General features: G+C 43.7%; 17 protein-coding genes. 14 read left to right on the forward strand and 3 right to left on the reverse strand.

From position 1 onward, the window contains the following. Positions 1 to 99: 99 nt before the first annotated feature. Both msrA and CA598_RS22700 read right to left on the reverse strand, forming a co-directional pair. Positions 100 to 1,086 (reverse strand): peptide-methionine (S)-S-oxide reductase MsrA, encoded by a 987-nt coding sequence (gene msrA, locus CA598_RS22695; RefSeq protein ID WP_094877964.1) that lies wholly within the window; start codon positions 1,084 to 1,086, stop codon positions 100 to 102. A gap of 99 nt (positions 1,087 to 1,185) precedes the next feature. After that, a complete protein-coding gene (locus CA598_RS22700; protein ID WP_179283737.1) occupies positions 1,186 to 1,806 on the reverse strand; it encodes a TVP38/TMEM64 family protein in 621 nt (206 codons plus the stop codon). A 164-nt stretch (positions 1,807 to 1,970) separates the two neighbouring features. Between CA598_RS22700 and CA598_RS22705 the strand changes: the two genes are divergently transcribed. The 9 genes from CA598_RS22705 (at position 1,971) to CA598_RS22745 (ending at position 10,322) form a co-directional block, all read left to right on the forward strand. Then, positions 1,971 to 2,906, forward strand: coding sequence for a Gfo/Idh/MocA family protein (locus CA598_RS22705; RefSeq protein WP_256990599.1), 936 nt, complete (start codon positions 1,971 to 1,973; stop codon positions 2,904 to 2,906). Between the two features lie 25 nt (positions 2,907 to 2,931). Beyond that, positions 2,932 to 3,255 carry a hypothetical protein gene (locus tag CA598_RS22710; protein WP_094873764.1) on the forward strand — a complete coding sequence of 108 codons (324 nt, stop codon included), beginning with the start codon at positions 2,932 to 2,934 and terminating at the stop codon, positions 3,253 to 3,255. A gap of 124 nt (positions 3,256 to 3,379) precedes the next feature. Continuing rightward, complete coding sequence (locus tag CA598_RS22715) at positions 3,380 to 3,697, forward strand: winged helix-turn-helix transcriptional regulator (protein WP_042129916.1); 318 nt, start codon at positions 3,380 to 3,382, stop codon at positions 3,695 to 3,697. 250 nt (positions 3,698 to 3,947) lie between these two features. Next, positions 3,948 to 4,679, forward strand: a complete 732-nt coding sequence (locus CA598_RS22720) for a hypothetical protein (RefSeq protein WP_094873752.1) — start codon at positions 3,948 to 3,950, stop codon at positions 4,677 to 4,679. 197 nt (positions 4,680 to 4,876) lie between these two features. After that, the gene (gene ric, locus CA598_RS22725; RefSeq protein WP_094877967.1) at positions 4,877 to 5,626 is read left to right on the forward strand and encodes an iron-sulfur cluster repair di-iron protein; all 750 of its coding nucleotides are present in this window, start codon (positions 4,877 to 4,879) and stop codon (positions 5,624 to 5,626) included. Between the two features lie 147 nt (positions 5,627 to 5,773). Then, complete coding sequence (locus CA598_RS22730; protein ID WP_094877968.1) at positions 5,774 to 6,484, forward strand: hypothetical protein; 711 nt, start codon at positions 5,774 to 5,776, stop codon at positions 6,482 to 6,484. Positions 6,485 to 6,701: 217 nt separating this feature from the next. Next, positions 6,702 to 9,125 carry a nitrite reductase large subunit NirB gene (gene nirB / locus CA598_RS22735; protein ID WP_094877969.1) on the forward strand — a complete coding sequence of 808 codons (2,424 nt, stop codon included), beginning with the start codon at positions 6,702 to 6,704 and terminating at the stop codon, positions 9,123 to 9,125. A gap of 32 nt (positions 9,126 to 9,157) precedes the next feature. Beyond that, complete coding sequence (nirD, locus tag CA598_RS22740; protein ID WP_094877970.1) at positions 9,158 to 9,478, forward strand: nitrite reductase small subunit NirD; 321 nt, start codon at positions 9,158 to 9,160, stop codon at positions 9,476 to 9,478. A 52-nt stretch (positions 9,479 to 9,530) separates the two neighbouring features. Further along, a complete protein-coding gene (locus CA598_RS22745; RefSeq protein WP_094877971.1) occupies positions 9,531 to 10,322 on the forward strand; it encodes a formate/nitrite transporter family protein in 792 nt (263 codons plus the stop codon). A gap of 182 nt (positions 10,323 to 10,504) precedes the next feature. Here CA598_RS22745 and CA598_RS22750 read toward each other — a convergent pair whose 3' ends face one another. Then, complete coding sequence (locus tag CA598_RS22750) at positions 10,505 to 11,230, reverse strand: Crp/Fnr family transcriptional regulator (protein ID WP_042129903.1); 726 nt, start codon at positions 11,228 to 11,230, stop codon at positions 10,505 to 10,507. Positions 11,231 to 11,648: 418 nt separating this feature from the next. Between CA598_RS22750 and CA598_RS22755 the strand changes: the two genes are divergently transcribed. The 5 genes from CA598_RS22755 to CA598_RS22775 all read left to right on the forward strand — a co-directional run bounded on the left by CA598_RS22755 (position 11,649) and on the right by CA598_RS22775 (position 20,599). Next, on the forward strand, positions 11,649 to 13,955 hold the full coding sequence (locus tag CA598_RS22755; protein ID WP_094877972.1) for a glycoside hydrolase family 65 protein: 2,307 nt from the start codon (positions 11,649 to 11,651) through the stop codon (positions 13,953 to 13,955). Beyond that, positions 13,952 to 16,228 carry a glycosyl hydrolase family 65 domain-containing protein gene (locus CA598_RS22760; protein WP_094877973.1) on the forward strand — a complete coding sequence of 759 codons (2,277 nt, stop codon included), beginning with the start codon at positions 13,952 to 13,954 and terminating at the stop codon, positions 16,226 to 16,228. Before CA598_RS22755 ends, CA598_RS22760 begins: the two co-directional genes overlap by 4 nt. A 21-nt stretch (positions 16,229 to 16,249) precedes the next feature. Continuing rightward, on the forward strand, positions 16,250 to 16,888 hold the full coding sequence (gene pgmB / locus CA598_RS22765; protein WP_094877974.1) for a beta-phosphoglucomutase: 639 nt from the start codon (positions 16,250 to 16,252) through the stop codon (positions 16,886 to 16,888). Positions 16,889 to 17,457: 569 nt separating this feature from the next. Continuing rightward, positions 17,458 to 19,251, forward strand: coding sequence for a cache domain-containing sensor histidine kinase (locus CA598_RS22770; RefSeq protein ID WP_373455843.1), 1,794 nt, complete (start codon positions 17,458 to 17,460; stop codon positions 19,249 to 19,251). Between the two features lie 19 nt (positions 19,252 to 19,270). Then, positions 19,271 to 20,599 (forward strand): response regulator, encoded by a 1,329-nt coding sequence (locus CA598_RS22775; protein ID WP_094873731.1) that lies wholly within the window; start codon positions 19,271 to 19,273, stop codon positions 20,597 to 20,599. Positions 20,600 to 20,617: the final 18 nt, after the last annotated feature.

The following is a 20,617-nucleotide window of genomic DNA, read 5'->3' on the forward strand; positions in this document are numbered from 1 at the left end:
TATAACGTGAAACTTATACTTTCTTATATTATAAGAGAAAAAAACGGTTGTCATCCTAAAAGGACGACAACCGTTTCTTTGTGTACTGAGGATTGATGTTTAGGCAGGCTGGAAGAGTACGCGGTACTCCCCGTATCCTTCCTTCTCTAAATCCTCTTTCGGGACAAATCTTAGCGCCGCCGAATTTATGCAGTAGCGCAAACCGTTTTCTCCGGGACCATCGTCGAAGACGTGGCCTAGATGGGAATCCGCTACTTTGCTGCGAACTTCAGTGCGGACCATCAAATGACTGAGATCCGTCTTTTCCTTCACAGCATAGTCCCGGATGGGACGAGTAAAGCTTGGCCAGCCGCAACCGGAATCGTATTTATCCTGCGAGCTGAATAACGGTTCGCCAGATACGATGTCTACATAAATACCATCTCCATGGTGATCCCAAAAATCATTCCGGAAAGGAGATTCTGTAGCACTGTTCTGAGTGACTTCATATTGAAGAGGCGTTAACCGTTCTTTCAAACTTTGTTTGTCCTCTTTATGTGTCCAGTGGGTTTCTATAAAATCCTCTCGTCCAGAACCTTTGCGATAACGTTTGTAGTGGCCTGGATTCTTATGATGGTAGCCTTGATGATATTCTTCGGCAGGATAGAAAGTGGATGCCGGGAGAATCGGGGTTACGATTGGACTTGAGAACCGACCGCTTGCTTGAAGAGCTGCCTTGGAAGCTTCTGCTTGTTCTTTTTGTTCCTCCGAATGGGTAAAGATTGCTGTTCCGTAAGAAGTCCCGCGATCATGGAATTGTCCACCTGCATCGGTAGGGTCAATTTGCTGCCAGAACAGCTCAAGTAACTTGCTATAAGGGAAAATATCTGGGTTAAACGTAATTTGTACAGCTTCAACATGTCCTGTCGTTTCAGAACAAACCTCTTCATAGGTTGGGTTCACTGTATGTCCGCCGGTATAGCCAGAGACGACACTAATGATTCCTGGCAATTCTTCGAACGGCGAGACCATGCACCAGAAGCATCCACCTGCAAAGGTTGCTTTATCCGTCTTGGTATTTATATGGTTAGTCTGATGTTCACTCATTGATATCCCTCCATTCACATAATGCAATTAAATAGATCACAATTTAATTATAAAGCAAATACTAACTGCCTGCCAGTTTGTAACCGATAAGTTCTTTCGCTATCTGTTATTCTTCGCTTCTTGAGCGCGCGGACGCAAGCTCAGTCCGGCAATAATTAGCACAGCGGCATAGGCGATGATGGCAATAATCGCACTTACAGGGTCCTGGAAGAGATGATTCCCGAGGAAAGCGTATAATGCAATCCCTGGTATTTTTCCAATGCCGGAAGCTGCAATATAGCTCCAAAAAGGCAGTCCAGCAGCTCCAGCGTAGATGTTAACCGCTGTTTGGGGAATGATTGGCACGAGTCGTGCTAGGACAATCGAAGCGAAAGGTCGCCGCTCAATGCCTACTGTGAACTTTTCGAGTGCGGGAATGGAGGCTAAATAAGCTCTAGCTTGGCTTTGAAATAAGTACTTCACAATTCCAAACAGGATTGCGGCAGCCAAATTAGTAGCTAGCCAGCAAATCAAGGCTCCCACTAAACTTCCGTATGCATAACCGAAGAATCCGATGACAGCTTTATAAGGGACAACTGGAAACAAGGCCAGTAAAGTTGCAAACCCTATAGAACTGAAAAGATTATGATCCTCTTTCATCCAGCTTAGGATGTCATATCTGTAGATAAACGCAAGGATTGTACCCGAAACATAAAGAACAATCGAGAACCATTTCTTCATAGATAATATGCCCCTTCTTCCACTCATTCATCTCATCATACGGGATATGAAGTAAATATTGAAGCAAAGATCAATTGTCAGAGAATGAGAAGCAGGTATAATAGCATTTGTAGAGAACAAAGAGAAAAGATCGAGATATTGAAATGTTAGAGGGGGATGGATCAGTGATTGTACCTGAACGTAAAAGAGTCGCCATAATAGGAATCGGCAATATCGCCCGTAAAGTATATTTGCCACTGCTCTCTCAGCATGATTATGCCGAGGTAGTGGGTGTTCTCAGCCATTCATCGACAACGGTGGAGCAGGCTGTTCATACCTATCGTTTTCCTAAAGGGACGACGAATCTGGAAGAGCTGTTATCTTGGGATCTGGATGCAGTATTTGTACATAGCCCAACAACTACTCATTATGATATAGTAACAAAATGTCTCGAACGTGGGATTTCGGTATATGTAGATAAACCACTTTCTTATGATCTTGAAGAGTCCAGAAGGATGGCAGAGCTAGCACAAGATAAAGGGCTTTTGCTGGGAGTGGGCTTTAACCGCCGGTTTGCCCCTATGTATGTCACCGCCAAGCAATGGCTTGAGGAAGTCGGTGGAATTAGCCACTGCAGTGCGATTAAACATCGAACGAAGCTACAGACAAGCACCAGCCGCGAAACCGTGCATGATGATCTTATCCATATGCTTGATTTGCTGTTGTGGTTATGTGGAGATCAGTATGAACTGCTTCGTAGTCATCTTCAATCTAGTGGAGATGGTCGTCTGCTACAGGCATCTGGAATGCTAGCCTGGAAACATAGTGCAGTAGGGATGTACAGTATGGTTCGTGAAGCGGGTGTGGATTTGGAGAAGCTTGAGCTGCACGGAAATGGTAGATCGGTGGAAGTAGTGGATCTAGACAAGGCCATTCTTTTTGAAAAAGATACCTTACCGCATATTCAAGGCTTTGGAAGCTGGGATACTGTACTGGATAGAAGAGGTTTTAGTGGAGTGGTGAATAATTTTCTTTGCAACATAAATACACCGGAGCTATGCAGCATTGCTGCTTCAGCGGTACTGCCTAGTCATATGCTGGCGGCACAGCTTGCTGAATGAGGTCTCTGAGAAAGGAGAAGAATATATGGAGGATAACCGTAAATTAGTGGAGGAACAGATCATCGAAAGCTATAAGCGCGAAGAAGAGATGATGATTCTTGTATTCGCTCAGTGGTGTGTAAATAATGGACTTGATCCACATGCGCTATACTTGCAGGCTTATCCGCAGCAGGAAGGGAATGAAGCCTTGCGTCAGGCACTTGCCCTCACGGTTTCCGCAGAGGAAGCGGGAGACATTTCTGATGACACCGTTCTGGGTGTACTTTCACTTTTTGGAAATGATGACTTGGCACAAATCGTAACTGAAGCGATTGCTCAAAGGGGATCTAAAGGACCTGTGGGGGATTGACATTGGGGATATAATAATAGAGTCAGATGAACTTTTTTCGGTAAACGATGTTCATCATGGTTAAAATGTGTTAATATTATATATACTAACTAATAGTAAGTTTCGCAAGTGAGAGGTGAGAACAATGGAAGAACATCAATTTGCGATGTGTCCCAGATTTGAAACAGCCTTCTCTTTCTTAGGCAAACGTTGGAATGGACTTATTATTCAGACATTGATGAGTGGACCGAAGCGGTTTAAAGATATCTCCGGCCTCATTCCTTCAATGAGCGATAAGATGCTGTCCGAGCGGATGAAGGATTTGGAAGGTGAGGGTATCCTGGTTAGGCATGTATACCCAGAAACACCCGTACGTATTGAGTACGAATTAACAGACAAAGGCCGTGCGTTGCAGCCTGTTATGCAGCAGATTCAGTCTTGGGCTGAGAGCTGGGTTGACTAAAATTCACAGTAATGTTGTGGCCCTTTTTCCGAAATGGTGGAAAAGGGGCTTTTCAGTTTCTAAATATTAGACAGTGACAGTTGTGTTCCAATCCTTTATGCTTGAAAAAAACTTGCACAGTTTAAAAATAATTGTAATATAATAGAAAAACATTGTATGATCCTTGAATGGAAGCGCTCGCGTATTGGTTTTTGCTCAAATCTACTCAGCTGGAGTACAGGCATAGCAAAACTGTTAGGAGGCGAGGGAGATGAAGACGAAGACGACCCTATTTTCCCGGGAAATAACGTATGGAAAAAAGGATGTTGCTGAGCTAGAGAATGCTTCTATCAAAGTACAGCTCATCTATGACAAGACGTTGTTCATGCTGCATAGCCATCTTCCTGATTCCTTATGGGATGCGTGGATTGGCGTGCCTTACAGCATTATCTCTTCACTCTACAAAGGAAACAATGATAGTGGGACTATTTTTCAAAAATGGATTCAAAGTCCGACCGGCTGGAAGTGTATTGGTTGTGAACGGCACTGTCTGGAGTCCACGGAACCTCCACAAGATGTGAATGCGGCGAATCATGGGCGACAATATAAGTTTCATAACGGCATTCGCCAGAGTATGGTACTTCAAGCCTTAATTTGGTCCATGTACGAGAATATCGTATTATTCAAACCCTTTTTAGGCGATGAGCCTTTTTTTGACGATGATGATTTGCATACGATATCCTCTTATTTCGTTCCAACTTATCTGAATGAGTTCCACCTTATTGAGCGGTCTAAGCCATGTAAAGAATACAAAGATCAGAATATACGAGTCTTTCAGGAATGGATTTCCGCACCAGATCTTGTCCTCAAATGGAATGGTGGCTTGACGGAAGGCAGATGGATGACCGGTGTTTATATGGATCACTCCCGTTTTGCTGGATTGGGACCTTATTTGAAGGATTCAAAGGGACAGCGGACGTATATGCAGGCTTATGTGCAATAAAGTGAGTCGAAAAAGCACCTTTGTAGGCAAAGGTGCTTTTTTGCACTGACTATGTATGTACATTCTCCAATCTCGTTCAAAAATAAGATACAATTTCCGTGCGTACAATCACAAGTCAAAGTTCCTTTCAGGGTTAAGGTGAAGAAGTGGATAAGATTTATTCAGAACCTAATCCCATAACCCAAGGAGGAGCTATAATGGAAACTAAACAACTTAATGATAGTATTTCGGATTCGAAACAAGCAGAATCGGTACAGGCTGGGTTTACCCCAGATGCACTAGTGAGGGATATTGTATTGCAATTCCCTAAAGCGGCAGATTATTTTAAAGCAAAACGGATTGATTTTTGTTGCGGTGGAGCTAAACCACTTGCTGAAGCAGCAGCTGAGCGTGGTCTGGATCACGAGATAATCATCGGTGATCTAAACAAGCTGTTCCAAGAGTATCCAGTACCCCAAGAGGAAATCGCTTGGAATACTGCATCCTCAGAAGAGTTAATTGCCCGTATTATTAACAAACACCATCGTTATCTTCGTGAAGAGCTACCCCTCATTAGCCAAAATGTAACTAAGGTGTATCGAGTGCATGGTGGGGATTCTCCCCATTTGGTGGAATTATATAACTTGTTCAACACACTTAAGGAAGACTTACTTGAGCATACGGCTAAAGAAGAAGAAGATGAGTTTCCTAAGCTGTTGACATACGCTGCTAATCCTAGTGAAGAAGGCCTGACATCGCTTCGTGAGTCATTGTCTGAGCTGGAGAGTGAGCATGATGGTGCGGGCGATATTTTGAGAAAAATACGTAGTGTTACAGATGATTTCACTCCACCGGCGCATGCTTGCACGACCTATCGATTGACATATGCCCGGCTGGAAGAGCTGGAGAGTATGACTTTTGAACACGTACATTTGGAGAATAATATATTGTTCCCTAGGTTTCAGTGAAGATGAATAGTGTTCTAAAGAGTCCCTTAGGGGGCTTTTTTTATTTGAGAACATGGCTTGTTTAAGTTATCCTTAAAAAGACAGTATACATAACTTTACAAGCCTGAGACGCTATATGGTCATTAGGCGGGACAAGGCGGTGTCAGGATGCCCATACGATCTTTGTGGAAATTGATGCTAGGTTTAGTCATCGGATTCACAATAGGTGGATGCTCTACTAACAATGACAGCAATAGTAATGCTAATAATGGTGCGGCAGGATTAGAGGGACCGACAATATCGATAAGGGTTGGAGATAATGAACTGCTTACTAAACCATCGGACAGGTTACTTAGCGGGAGTTATAGAAATGGAATATCGCTCATGGAGCTCCTGAAAGGTAGTAATATTGCCACATTTGCGGAGGATAACTCAAGCATTCTTTCGGTAAAGGATTTTTCGCTAGAGTCGGGATTGGTTTGGGAGCTTCAGATGGGCGGTCAAATCATTGGGAATGCGGATTGGAATAATACTGTAGGGTATGATTCACAGCTAGTCTTCACCGCGAAGTCGAAGGATCATCAAGCACCACTTCAAACAGTAAGGCTGACCTTGAACGGTGGAAGTGTAGAAGTAGACCTGCATCATACGTATATTATTTTATTTAGAGAAGATTTAACCGTAAGAGATTTGCTCAAAAGCTGTAGTAGGGTACAATTGGCGGATGATAATAAAAAGGTGCTTTCCGTCAATGATTATACCCCTCTAAGTAATGAAGAATGGAAGCTGAAGGTGAACGGAAAACAACTACTCGATGATGGAATGGATATGAAGCTCAGGGCTCAAGATGAATTGGAGATTTTATTGACTTTACGCTAAAAATCGTACATTAAGCCAGATTAACGGTTGTTCAGAATCGTTAATCTGGCTTTTTATGTGGAAAAGATATCTGACAATTATGAGCACACTAAAGTGTGAAAATATTCACAATTAAAGTGACTGCAATCACAATGATGACTTGAATTTGAAACGTATAATTCCAATATGCAGAAGAGAGATTGATCAGGTATTCATAAGCTTGAGGAGGCACCTAACCATGACAACGATAAGAGAAAAACTAGTATTAGTCGGCAACGGTATGGCAGGCATAGGTACGATTGAGCAGATATTGAAGCTGGGTGGAGCTTATGACATTACGGTTTTTGGAAGTGAACCTCATCCCAATTACAATCGGATCATGTTGTCTTATGTTCTTGAAGGAAGTAAGACCCTTAATGATATCGTCCTAAACGACTGGAATTGGTATGAGGACAATAATATAACTCTACACACGGGAACAACGGTGACACGAATTGATGAAGGCTCGAAGCAAGTGGTTACGGATAACGGGATGATAGTCCCCTATGACAAGGTAATTATTGCGACAGGTTCGAATTCGTTTATTCTACCTGTACCTGGCAGTGATAAAGAGGGCGTTGTAGGATTCCGGGATATTTCAGACTGTGATGCGATGCTGTCAGCGGCCAAGCAATACAGCAAAGCAGCTGTTATCGGCGGGGGGTTACTTGGGCTGGAAGCGGCAAAAGGTCTTGTGAACCTAGGTATGGACGTTACCGTAGTTCATTTGATGGAAGATCTGATGGAGCGTCAGCTTGATCGGAATGCCTCCTCGATGCTTCAAGCTGAGCTGGAGCGTCAAGGTGTGAAATTTGCTATGGGCAAACAAACGGTGGAATTGACCGGGGAAAAGAGAGTTAGTGGATTGCGCTTCAGCGATGGCAGTATGCTTACAGCGGATTTTGTGGTAATGGCTGTTGGAATCAAACCGAACGTGACGTTGGCAAAAGAAAGCGGAATCTCCGTAAATCGTGGGATCGTGGTGGATGATTATTTGCAAACCTCGATGCAGAATGTTTATTCCATCGGCGAATGTGCCGAGCATCGCGGTATGTGTTACGGGCTGGTGGCTCCATTATTTGAACAAGGCATGGTTCTAGCTAAACATTTATGTGGCAGCAATACCAAGCCTTATGAAGGTTCGATTGTCTCCACGAAGCTTAAAATATCTGGGGTGGATGTATTTTCAGCGGGTGAGTTTTTGGATTCCTCTGATCACACGGTGATCTCAAACAAAGATGAATGGAAGAGAACCTATAAGAAAATTCTGCTCAAAAATAATGTGATTGTCGGTGCAGTATTGTTCGGTGATGTGACGGAGTCCGCCAATTTGCAAAAGCTAGTAAAACAAAGCGCGATAATGACCGATGAAATTTATACAGAAGTCATGGGAACGGGCTGCTGCGGTGGCGGAGCAAAGAAGAGTACATCCGTAGAAGCTATGGCGGACGAAGAAATTGTCTGCGGCTGTAACGGTGTAACTAAAAAAGCGATCGTAGATGCTGTTACTGAACATGGTTTTACTACTGTGGATGAGATCAAAGCATGTACTGGCGCTACTCGCTCTTGTGGTGGTTGCAAACCCGTAGTAGAACAAATCCTGCAATTTGTCTTAGGTGACAGTTTCCAGCAAGCTGCTAAGCAAGGTATTTGTGGGTGCACAACGCTTAACCGTGATGAAATTGTTGCTGAAATCACAGCTAAAGGTCTTAAAACAACAAAAGAGGTCATGAATGTACTCGGATGGAAACAAGAGGAAGGCTGCTCCAAGTGTCGTCCGGCAATTAACTATTATCTAGGAATGATGAACCCTGATACCCATCAGGATGAGAAAGAATCCCGATTTGTAAATGAAAGAATGGGTGCCAATATTCAAAAAGATGGAACCTACACCGTGATACCACGCATGTATGGTGGGGTAACAACACCGGAGGATTTGAAGAAAATCGCCGATGTCTCCCTTAAATATGACGTGAAAGTTGTGAAGGTGACTGGTGGGCAACGCCTGGATCTGATCGGGGTGAAAAAAGAGGATCTGCCGAAAGTATGGGAAGAGCTCGATATGCCATCAGGTTATGGTTATGCCAAATCGCTACGTACGGTTAAGACTTGTGTGGGTTCGCAGTTCTGCCGTTTCGGCACACAGGATTCGCTGGCAATGGGCGCGCTCATAGAACGTAAGTATGAACGTCTTGATTTTCCCGCCAAGTTTAAAATAGCTGTCAACGGCTGTCCACGTAACTGTGCGGAATCCTGCACGAAGGATATTGGCATCGTCGGTAATGATGGTGGTTGGGAAGTGTTTATCGGTGGTAACGGTGGGATCAAGCCAAGGATCGCTGACTCTTTCTGCAAAATTAAGACCGATGATGAGTTGATCGAGGTGTGCTCCGCTGTGATGCAATATTACCGTGAGACCGGCAATTATTTGGAAAGAACCTCCGAGTGGGTTGAGCGTATGGGACTTGAGCAGATTCAAACGGTCATTTTGGATAATGAAGATAACCGCAAAGAGCTGGCAGCACGGATTGACTTTGCTCTCACTCAGGTTACGGATCCTTGGAAAAAAATGCTCAATGACAGCAGCACTCGTACTGCGCTTTTTGAAGAAACAAGAGTCTAGCGGATATAACGCACACAGAAGGGGAGAGAGCAATGAATAAGACCACACAAACGCATGCAATAGGATCAGTACAGGATCTCCTGTTACAGATTGGCCGGGTAGTTGTGGCTGGAAATGTGGAACTGGCTGTATTTCGTACCTCTGACGGAGCGATTTATGCGCTTGAGAATCGGAGTCCTCATCCAAAAGGGGGGCCGCTTGCTGAAGGAATCGTTTCGGGTCACTTTCTTTATGATCCGCTGTATGATTGGAAAATAGATCTTCGCACGGGTGAAGTTCAGGCACCGGATCAAGGTATCGTTGTGACTTATCCAGTCTCCCTTGACGGAGACATTGTGACAGTGAGCTTGTAGACACCGAAGCTTGTAGTAAAGGATGAAATAGAAAACGGTGGGGTGGAGTATTATGTTTACTCAAAGTGTGGAGAACATTGTCGAGGCGGCAGTCAGTAAGCGTGACCAAATGAATGAAAGTTTACCAAGATATTTTCTGGCAGCCCTTTTGGCAGGGGCATATGTAGGCATTGGGGTTATCCTTATTTTCTCGCTGGGAGCGCCTCTAGCGGCTGCCAAATCGCCCTTCCAACCCCTCATTATGGGTGCATCCTTCGGTATTGCCTTGACTCTTGTTGTGTTTGCAGGCTCAGAGCTGTTTACCGGAAATAATATGTTCTTTACGGTTAGTACACTAGCTGGTAGAACAAGTATCTGGGATACTGTTAAGAACTGGGTGCTTGTGTTTGTAGGGAATGTGGTAGGGGCAGTGATTTTAGCACTTTTGATTCGAGGAACTGGACTATTCAGTGCGGCTCCCCCAGAGCATCTGATCTTTGCGGCTGCAGCCAAGAAAATGAGCCTTCCGTTTTCAGAGCTTTTTTTCCGGGGGATTCTATGTAACTGGCTGGTCTGTCTAGCACTATGGATGGCCTCGCGCGCCAAAAGTGAAACGGCCAAGCTGGTTCTAATCTGGTGGTGTTTATTTGCCTTTATTGCGAGTGGCTATGAGCACAGTGTGGCTAATATGACGCTGCTGAGTGTTGCTGTGCTGCTCCCGAATCACCCGGAAACCGTTACAATTGCCGGATGGATACACAATATGATACCCGTTACGTTAGGAAATATAATTGGCGGTGGCGTATTCGTCGGTATGGCCTACTGGATGATTTCTCCCGTGCGTGGTGCTCAGACCAAACGTTAAGTTAAGAGCATATTTATGATTAAGAGCTGACCCGATTCGGGATCAGTTCTTTTTCATCATTGTGCTATAAAAAAAGACGCCCTCGCTAGGCGTCTTCGACCACTCTATTTTATAATGTGCAGAATAATTGGGTCATATATGTTTCATTGAGGAGAATAGAGGGTATATTATAAGACAGAAATTTAGATCCGGCAGATTTCGTTAGGACACATTTCGCAGTGGCAAATTTCCTGCAGCATGCCCAGATCCTTGATGACAATCATACCGTTCTCGTACTCAACCGCATCTTTTTTACGCAAGTCGCTCAACATCCGGTTCACACTCTCACGAGTAGCGCCGATCATGTTGGACAAATCTGTATGCGTAATTTTTTTGTTGATGAGGATATTCTCACCATCGCTGCTCTTCTCACCATAGGTGTTGCCGAGGCGAATGAGAGTGGAGCAAAGTGCGCCTGGTTTGCCGTACATCATCAGATCACGGAATTTCGTTTGAGTTAGACGGTGATGAATGCCCATCCATTTCATAAAGTCGATCGCAAAATCACAATGTTGGCAAATGAGAATTTCTAAATCCTTTTGCTCGATAACGCCAACTTCACTTTCTTCAATCACTTCTGCAGTAAAGCTGTGCTTGGTGCTGAAGAATGGGTCCGCTTGACCTACCATATCGCCGGCTTGGTACATATAAAGAATAAGTTCCTTACCTTCATCCGTTGATTTAGTTAATTTCACACGTCCACGTTTGATATAAAACAATTTATCCGAGTAGTCGCCTTCCCAGAAAAGATGTGAACCCTCTGGAACAACGCGTTCTTTCATCGTAACAAGAAGTCTGTTGAAATTCTGTTCGGAGAAACAGTTTGTATTTCCGTGGGCTTCGATGACATTGTAATGTTCTTTTAGCATAATCGACATCCCCTTTATTCCCTCAGTTTTTCAGTAAATTTTAAATTAATTATACCTCTAAAATCTTTGATTTGGTTAAGAAAAACCATTTAAAAGTGTCGAATTTTCAACATTGTGATTATTTTCACTTCAAAAGTGCAAGATGTAATATGATTTTTAACTAAAAAGGAGTAAGAAGTATATGTTCTTTATATATCAGCAGTGGCAATCCATTATTCTCAAATAATGGGTCTGTCACTGTTTATTTTGTTCTTATTAGATTCTACATAGTATACTGCAAAAATTCATGATATAGAAATCCATTCGATTTCAATTCCGTATAAATGCACATATCTTCATTAAGGTCAGACATTGGCGCAACGGGTATGGAACGATATCCTGAGAATGGAGCAAAAACCAGGAGAAGGGGAAATCATACATGGCTAAAGTGGCTGACAAATATCTTAAGGTAGATCCTTGGGCAATTATTGAAGAGGGCTTTGATCCAGAACGAAATCGGACCTCGGAATCTATTTTTTCGCTGGGAAATGAGTATATGGGTGTGCGGGGGTATGCTGAGGAAGGTTACTCTGGGGATTCCCTGCAAGGCAGTTATTTCAACGGGCTAAATGAACAATTGGACATTGGCAATCATTATAAAGGGATTATTCGCTCGCTGAGATATATGGTGAATGCGGTGGACTGGCTGTATACGCGGATCACTGTGAATGGTGAACAGCTCGATCTGGCAAAAAGTAAAATATCGGAATATGTACGCAAACTGGATCTTCGTAGTGGGACCTATCGGCGGGAGCTACTCTGGCACCTAGATGATGGGAAAATCTTAAAAGTTGTCTTTACTCGTTTGGTAAGTATGACGATGTCTCATCTGGGACTACAGCGGGTGGAATTTGAGCCCCTTAATTTCTCGGGCAGCGTGGACATTTGTGCAGGTCTTGATTTCAGCATTATTCATGAGGAACGCGGCGAATGTATGTGGAGTAGTCTCCGCAGTGGAGAACAAGGATCTGCCACAGCTATTATGGCGAGAACAGTGAATACAGCTAACAAACTATTCTCAAGCTTTTCGTTACAATCTTCACAGCCGCTTCAGCTTACGCGAGTTGAACATGATAAATTTATTGGACAAAGCTTTACTATGGATCTTGCTCAGGGAGAAGCGGCCCATTTTACAAAGCTGGTTATCAACTGTTCGGATAGTGAATCTGCCCATACAGCTGAAGAGCTGTGGAGCAAAGGGCTAGCTCTTGCTGAAAGTGCAAGCCAATTGAGTGATACTCAAATATTCGCGGATCAGACAGCATATTGGAATGGGATCTGGGAGACAAGTGATATTCGGATCGAGGGCGATCCTGAGAATCAGCAGGGCATTCGGTTTTGCATTTTCCAGCTTTATCAGACTTATCATGGGGATCATCCAGGGTTCAACATCGGCGCTAAGGGATTGACGGGAGAAGTGTATCGTGGTTTGGCATTTTGGGATACAGAGTCGTATTGCTTACCATTCTATATGTTTAATAATCCTAAGGCCGCCCGGAGCTTACTGGACTTTAGATATAAGACATTACCTCAGGCTATGCAACGTGCTAAAGATGTTGATTGCGAGGGAGCTTGCTACCCTATTGCTACTATAGACGGAACAGAAAGCTGTGATCTCTGGCAGCATTCGAATCTTCAGCTTCATGTAGGGACTGCTATTTCCTACGGTATCTGGCATTATGTCAAAAATACTGGGGATAAAGAATTCCTGCATAGTAAAGGCGCAGAAATGCTGATCCAGATTAGCAGATTCTATGCTACACGCGGTCAATGGGGTCAACAGAGTGGGAAATATGGATATTTTGGCGTAATGGGTCCTGATGAGTTCCAATTGATGGTGAATAATAACTGCTATATTAATTTGATGGCCCAAAAATCATTTGAATACACCCTAGACACCCTGAGTGAAATGAAAAAACAGGCACCAGAGGCCTTTGCATTGGTTGCGGAAAAGACGGGGCTCCGTGACGAAGAGCTTACCGATTGGAAAAATAAAGCAGACAATATGAAGATTCCGGTTGACGAAGTGACTGGCGTATTTGAGGAGCATGATGGATTCTTCGATATGCCGCATATTGATATTCATTCCATTCCTGTAACAGAGTTTCCGCTCTACTCGAACTGGTCGTATGATCGATTGTACCGTTATGACATGATTAAGCAACCGGATGTTCTCATGTTTATGTTCTTATATAATGGACAATTCACTAAAGAAGAGAAGCTGGCTAACTATGAATATTACGAGTCTAGATGTATTCATGAGTCTTCACTTTCGCCTTCGATCCATTCCATACTGGCAAGCGAAATCGGCAAGCCAGAAGAAGCGTATTCGTTCTTTGAATTTGCGACAAGACTGGATTTAGACAATTACAACCGTAATACACGCGAAGGATTGCACACGACTTCGATTGCAGCCGCTTGGATGAATATTGTGTATGGCTTTGGCGGTATGCGTTCAGATGGGGATCGGTTGTCCTTCCAGCCTTCATTGCCGGAGCGCTGGAGCGAGTATAGCTTCCAAGTGATGTATGAAGGGGTATTACTACGTATTTTGGTCAACAAGACTTCAGTAACGCTCACCGCAATTAATGGGGGGAGCACTGATATTATAGTGTATGGGCAGTCAATAACGGTGGACGCTTCCGGGACGACGCTTCCGCTAGGTGAAGGGATGTTGGCTCGATGAGCTGGGCGGTTAGGGATAGCTGTTTTGACAAGCAGCTTGTGACGACGAACGGGAACAAATATATGTTAGGCAATGGGTATATGGGATATCGCGGTACTCTTGAGGAATTCGGTAAAGCTGAGTTAGTTGCCGTAACTTTAGCTGGTCTATATGACAAAGCGGGAGATAAGTGGAGAGAACCCGTCAATGCTCCTAATGGATTATGGACCAAGATTGTCTGCAATGGTGAACCTTTAAGTGTGCTAGAGCGTGAACCTAGCTCTCATATGCAGGAGCTGAATATTCGTAGTGCCATTCATCATCGGAGTACTGGCTATAGTCTATCTGATGGTGGGACGTTGACATTTACAGCAGATCGTTTCGTAAGCCAGGACAATCTGCACCTCCTCGTTAGTAAATACACTATCCATAGTACACAGGACTGCCCAATTGTGATTGAGACCGGGATTGACGTAAATGTATGGGATATCAATGGTCCCCACCTCTATGGTCAAAAAGTACAGTCAAAGGGTGATGTACTAGTCTCTTCCTCCACTAGTGGAGAATTGAAGGTTCCGGTAGTTGTGGCGGAGAGAGCCGTATTTAATTTCGGAGATCAGCAACTGGATGAGGGCGCTAGTATTCGCCGGATTTCTTTTGAAGCAAGTGCGGGTGAGACCTATGAATGGTTTAAGTACGTTGCGGTGTATACTGGGCTTGATGTTAGTGAACCGGAGGCAGAAGCTGTGAAATCTGTCCGTGCAGCTGAGGCACTCGGTTATGACGAATTGTTTAAAGCTCACAACCAGCTATGGGAAGAAAGATGGTCACTTAGCGATGTCATTATCGAAGGCGACGAGGATGCTCAATTTGCACTGAGATACAGTATTTATCAGCTGTTAATTATTGCACCTACAGTTTCGGAAAAAGTTTCTATCCCGGCTCGAGGTTTATCGGGTCAGGTCTATAAAGGGGCCGTATTCTGGGATACAGAGATGTTTATGCTGCCCTTCTTCCTGCATACGGATCCAACGGTTGCTCGCAACCTGATGATGTACCGGATTCATACCTTGGACGGAGCTCGCCGGAAGGCCGCGGAATATGGTTTTCTGGGAGCATTCTATGCTTGGGAAAGTCAGGATACAGGAGACGATGCTTGTACTCTGTTTAATGTGAACGATGTATTTACCGGTCGACCAATGCGGACTTATTTCCGCGATAAGCAGGTTCATATCAGTGGGGATGTTGTACATGGGATCTGGAAATACGTTCAATTTACAGGTGACGAGAGTCTGTTGACTAGCGGAGGGGCGGAAGTGATCTGGGAATGTGCCCGGTTCTTCTACTCTTATGCCTACTATAATTCGGTAAAAGAACGCTTCGAAATTTTAGATGTTACAGGTCCAGACGAATATCATGAGCGTGTGAACAATAATGCCTTTACGAATGCTCTGGTGAAGGAGACACTGGAGATAGCCCTGCGCACAGCAGAATTGCTGCAAGATAAGTATCCTGAAGTGTACAACCAACTGTCTACAGAGTTTAGTGAAGGTCCGTTTCTTACAGAGTTCAAAGCTATGCTGGATAGCTTCTATGTTCCGCAGCCAGACCCTGCCAGTCTTGTCATTGAACAATTCGACCGTTACTTCACCTTAGAAGATGTTAGGCTGCCAGATTTGAAGACCCGTGTACTTAACAAAAATGAGTATTTAGGTGGCGGTAATGGATTAGCTACAACGACAACCATCCTGAAGCAAGCAGACGTCGTGTTGATGTTGAATTTATTCAAACATTCCTTCACCAAGGAAGTGAAGCAAGCAAACTGGGAATTCTACGAGCCACGCACCGAACATGGGTCAAGTCTCAGTCCTTGCATCTATGCTTTGGTAGCTGCCGATATTGGTTCGCCGGATTGGGGATATCCATATTTTATGCGGACAGCTACTGTTGATCTTACGGGAGAATCTAAGCAGTATGTAGGGGATCTCTATATTGGTGGTACACACCCAGCCGCTAACGGTGGTGCATGGATGGCTGCGGTGCTTGGTTTTGCAGGGTTGGATTATGATGGGGAAACTGTCCATATCAAACCTTCACTGCCTAAACATTGGCAGTCTGTTGAGCTTCCGGTTACGCTTCGGGGAGATACCTTTAAACTACGGATCAGCAAGGATGAGGTTACAGTTACCACAGCAGCTGACTACAGAGGGACTCTGGTGTTCTCGGTACAAGGGCGGGAAGGAAAGTCCTGTGGTGCAGGGGAGAGCTTGCGGCTAACCTTGGACATTAATTAATAACGGAGAGGAAGTAAATCGATGTTGCAAAATATGAAAGGCGCCATTTTCGATCTGGATGGCGTTATCGTAGATACAGCAAAATACCATTATTTGGCTTGGGAGAGTCTTGCTGACGAGCTAGGTTTTACATTTACAGAGGAGGATAACGAACGCCTTAAGGGTGTGAGCCGGATGAGATCGCTCGATATTCTTCTGGATGTTGGTGGACTGCAATTTGAAGAAGCGGAGAAGCTTGCGATGGCGGAGAAGAAGAATCGCCTATATGTAGAATACATCTCTAAGCTTGAGGCATCGGAACTGCTCCCTGGGGTCAAAGAATACTTGACTGGACTGAGAACGCGCGGAATTGGAATTGCGTTAGGTTCAGCTAGTAAGAATGCAGAGTTTATTCTGAATAAGCTGAACATTACGGATCTGTTCGATGCCGTAGTTGACGGTAACAAAGTGTCACTTGCCAAGCCGGACCCGGAAGTGTTCTTGATCGCTGGTCAGGAGCTAGGCTTTCAGCCGGACGAATGTGTCGTGTTTGAGGATGCGGAGGCAGGTGTGCAAGCTGGTAAGGCTGCAGGTATGAAGGTAGTAGGTATTGGCAAGCCGGAAGTGTTGAAGGAAGCTGATATGGTTGTAAAAGGATTGTATGAGTTGTTGACAGACTAAAGCTCTAAATGAACATGGGAACGACTCCAAAGTAGTTGACGCTACTGTGGGGTCGTTCTTTTTTTATCTTATTTATTCTGATTTCCTACGCTCACGCTCTGAATTCAGCTGACAAGTACAGCTGTTTGAAAAAACCAACGTGCATCCGATGGCTGAACGTGATGATGCAGTTTAGAAAGCTATTACTCAAAAGACTCAAGAAGCTCAGAGGGAGTATCGAGTCCCAAAGCCCCACGCAGTGGTCTTTACGCCGCCCCCCCTTTTTTTCTGTTTTCGTTTTTTAAGAATCTCGGTGATGAAGTTGCGGAGTGGAGGTTTGGAGCTGGAGAAACGAAGTGGTCGCCTTTATCCTCGGATTTCTACCGCCAAGCGGTATAAAATCAGGAAATCTGAGGATAACAGCGATCGTAAGCCCAAACGCTCCACGCAGTGACGTCTATATCACCATGCTCTTATAATCCGCACAACAGAAAAAAACTACATACAAATGACCATAAAAAACTTTAAAATGAACATATGTAAGCGTTTGTCCCTTTGATATAGTTATTTAACCCGGAGGTGTGACTATAGTGTTGTCTAGGCTGATTAGATTGATTCGAAAGCTGAACGTGAAGCAGCAGCTCATTCTACTATTCCTGATTATGATTTCTCCTATTTTCTTTTTGAACATATATGGAAATTTGAAGGCAGAGCAAATACTGAAGCGCCATGTTACGAATGCATATGTGGAATTGAACAAGCAGAACTTTACGATCATTAACCGGGATATCGACACCGTAAATAAAATCACTACCACCGTGATTCAAAATCCTCTAATTCAGCAAATTAATATGACTGGCTCGGATACCATACTGGAGCGAGTCAAACGATATGAGACGATAGAGAAGCTATTGCTCAGTTACTCTCAGGGTGCTGAACGTGGTGACGGCATTTACTACTCTCTTTATATATACGATCCGACTGATTATTACTTTTTTGCTCCCAATTTTCCACAGGTTAAGAAGGCAGGAGTTTATTTCTTTTCTAAAGCCGAAGAGCCTTACTGGTTTGAGGAGGTTGTTCAGAAAAAAGGACGCGGCTCGCTGAAGTTCACGGAGAGGCTAAGTGCTCAAGCGGAGAATTTAAAGACACTTACTTACATGAGAGCTGTAAACAACATTTCTAGAAAAGCGGAGACTATTGGCGTTTTGGTCATCACCAAAATGGACTCTAAAATTGGAGAATCCCTCAAATCGATATCTTTACCTGACGGCGAAATTTACTTAACAGATTTAAATAACCGTGTTCTTGCCTCCACTACTAATAATACTGGGGAAGTGATTGCGTTGCCGGAGACGGTTGTTGCCGAGGATCTGGAAGGTACCGTGGATGTGATTACCTCCGATTTTATCTATGTGGTTAACAATAACCATGCGCTTGGACAAAAACTGGTCTACAAAGTTCCGGTGAAGGCGCTACTGCAGCAACAGAACGAAATGAAAAGTGTTATTCAATATATCACCGTGGCTTATGCGGTATTTGGACTAATTATGATTACATACTTCTGGCGTTCATTAATGACTCCATTGCAAAAGCTGGCTTTTTTCGTGCGAAAATACGAGCCGGGTAATCGAGTTCCAGAGACGCCACGGAGGGGGAGTAACGATGAGGTCAGTGTGCTGATTGCTTCTACCTATGATATGGCCCGAAGGCTGAACGGATTAATCACATACAAATATCAGATGGAGCTTAAACAGAAAGAATCCCAGCTTCAACTTCTATATCAACAAATCAACCCTCATTTGCTTTATAACACCCTAGAGAGCATTTATTGGAAAAGCTCTTTAGAAGGAAATGTCGAATCCGCCGAGATGATCAAGGAATTGTCCAAACTAATGAAGATCAGTCTTAGTCGGGGAAGGGAGCTGATCAGCCTTGAAGAAGAGCTAGAGCATGCAACAGCCTATATCAAGCTGCAGCAGCACCGTTATGATTATGTATTTCAAGTTGTGATGAATATTCACCCGGATACGAAAAGCAACCTAATTCCTAAAATCACGCTGCAGCCATTGATAGAAAATGCTATTATTCATGGGGTTAAAAATATGGGCGAGGATGGTGAGATCACCATCACTGCAGTATGTGAGGCTGAAACCGTTAGGATCTCTATTGAAGATAACGGCTATAAGTCTGTTGATTATGAAGCCATAGAAGCTGTATTGAATGATGATAGCCCCAATCCTACTAGCGGTTATGGTATCCGCAATATTAACCAGCGTATTCATTTACATTTTGGCTCTGATTATGGCATCAGCTATACCCCTCGTACAGAAGGCGGAACGCTAGTAACGGTTAAGCTTCCGAAATCGGAGAATCAGGACTAAGGAAGGGGAGCGTGCAGATATGTTCAATATATTGGTTGTAGATGACGAACCATTGATTTGTAAAGGATTGAGCAATTTATTAGCTTCATCCGGGCTGGATATTTCTAATATCTATACAGCTAATAGCGGATTTGAAGCGCTAGACTGTATCCGTATGGAGGAGATTGATCTGCTCGTTACAGATATTCAGATGGGTGCGATGAGTGGAATTGATCTGATGCAGCATGCAAAACTGGCCAAACCATGGGTACAGACCATCGTGATTTCTGCTCATGAAACGTTTCAATATGCTCAAATGGCCGTTAGGCTCGGGGCAAAGGACTATTTAATCAAACCTTTAAATAGTGAGCAATTTTTGGATTCGGTCCGAAATGTGCTCCTTAAGATGGGGAAGCCCTCACCAGAACTAGATGTCTTTATGTCTGGAATTAACGAAAGCTTTCGACTGGAAGAGCCGTTGCCGGAATATAGTAAGTTCTTGAACGAATTGCTCATTGACCCTGGGGTTGTACTAGCTGAGGCAGATAACCTGCAGAAGCTGGATAACCTGAAGCTACAAGGGCCGTATTTTTCCGTCTTAAAACTTAAGGTACCACTAACTGGAGTGAACCAGAATAAGCAGTATACTTTGCGGGACAGACGGCTTCTTTGTTATGCTGCGCTGAACATTGCCAAAGAATTAATGGATCAGGAATGGAACTCGATAGCCTTTTATGCGCCGGATGGAGAAATTACGATCATTATCCAATGGGATGAAAAAAGCTATGAGGATTCTTCTGCCGGCCAAATCAACAGGCTAGATATACTTGGTCGTAGTCTTCATTTTAATATCCATAAATATTTACATCTGAATGTGGTCATTGGCATTAGCCAGATTTTAAAGGGGCTTTCGTTTATGGCCGTTTTGAACCGTCAGGCCTCTAATGCAATTCTCTGGAATAATGAGCATAGTGACCATTACGTGTTCTATTATGGGGATTTCAACTGGAACAGCTACACGAGTGATCCTTCTGTAGAAGAACTACATACTCATAGCAATCTGATCGTACAAAAAGCAAAAGAATATATTGACGAGAACTATGCTCAAAAAGGACTTACTATTCACGATGTGGCTAAGAAAAATCATGTTAGCCCCAATTATTTGAGCTACCTGTTTAAGAAAAATACTGGTTATAACCTGTGGGAATATGTAATCAAGCTCCGGATGGAAGAAAGCCGGGAAATGATTTTGAATACCGATCTTCGCAGATACGAAATTGCGGAACGTGTGGGTTATGAATCGCCGGAACATTTTAGTAAAATTTTCAAGAAATATTATGGAATTAGTCCAAGCGAATTGAAGAAGTAAAAACACTCATGACTTCGG

The organism is Paenibacillus sp. VTT E-133291 (assembly GCF_002264395.1).
In the GTDB taxonomy this organism is placed as follows: domain Bacteria; phylum Bacillota; class Bacilli; order Paenibacillales; family Paenibacillaceae; genus Paenibacillus_AQ; species Paenibacillus_AQ nitricinens.

What these genes read in the sequence shown, in the direction of transcription:
- msrA (WP_094877964.1), bottom strand. Translation starts at nt 1,086, where the DNA reads ATGAGTGAACATCAGACTAACCATATAAATACCAAGACGGATAAAGCA.
- CA598_RS22700 (WP_179283737.1), bottom strand. Translation starts at nt 1,806, where the DNA reads ATGAAGAAATGGTTCTCGATTGTTCTTTATGTTTCGGGTACAATCCTT.
- CA598_RS22710 (WP_094873764.1), top strand. Translation starts at nt 2,932, where the DNA reads ATGGAGGATAACCGTAAATTAGTGGAGGAACAGATCATCGAAAGCTAT.
- CA598_RS22715 (WP_042129916.1), top strand. Translation starts at nt 3,380, where the DNA reads ATGGAAGAACATCAATTTGCGATGTGTCCCAGATTTGAAACAGCCTTC.
- CA598_RS22720 (WP_094873752.1), top strand. Translation starts at nt 3,948, where the DNA reads ATGAAGACGAAGACGACCCTATTTTCCCGGGAAATAACGTATGGAAAA.
- ric (WP_094877967.1), top strand. Translation starts at nt 4,877, where the DNA reads ATGGAAACTAAACAACTTAATGATAGTATTTCGGATTCGAAACAAGCA.
- CA598_RS22730 (WP_094877968.1), top strand. Translation starts at nt 5,774, where the DNA reads ATGCCCATACGATCTTTGTGGAAATTGATGCTAGGTTTAGTCATCGGA.
- nirB (WP_094877969.1), top strand. Translation starts at nt 6,702, where the DNA reads ATGACAACGATAAGAGAAAAACTAGTATTAGTCGGCAACGGTATGGCA.
- nirD (WP_094877970.1), top strand. Translation starts at nt 9,158, where the DNA reads ATGAATAAGACCACACAAACGCATGCAATAGGATCAGTACAGGATCTC.
- CA598_RS22745 (WP_094877971.1), top strand. Translation starts at nt 9,531, where the DNA reads ATGTTTACTCAAAGTGTGGAGAACATTGTCGAGGCGGCAGTCAGTAAG.
- CA598_RS22750 (WP_042129903.1), bottom strand. Translation starts at nt 11,230, where the DNA reads ATGCTAAAAGAACATTACAATGTCATCGAAGCCCACGGAAATACAAAC.
- CA598_RS22755 (WP_094877972.1), top strand. Translation starts at nt 11,649, where the DNA reads ATGGCTAAAGTGGCTGACAAATATCTTAAGGTAGATCCTTGGGCAATT.
- CA598_RS22760 (WP_094877973.1), top strand. Translation starts at nt 13,952, where the DNA reads ATGAGCTGGGCGGTTAGGGATAGCTGTTTTGACAAGCAGCTTGTGACG.
- pgmB (WP_094877974.1), top strand. Translation starts at nt 16,250, where the DNA reads ATGTTGCAAAATATGAAAGGCGCCATTTTCGATCTGGATGGCGTTATC.
- CA598_RS22775 (WP_094873731.1), top strand. Translation starts at nt 19,271, where the DNA reads ATGTTCAATATATTGGTTGTAGATGACGAACCATTGATTTGTAAAGGA.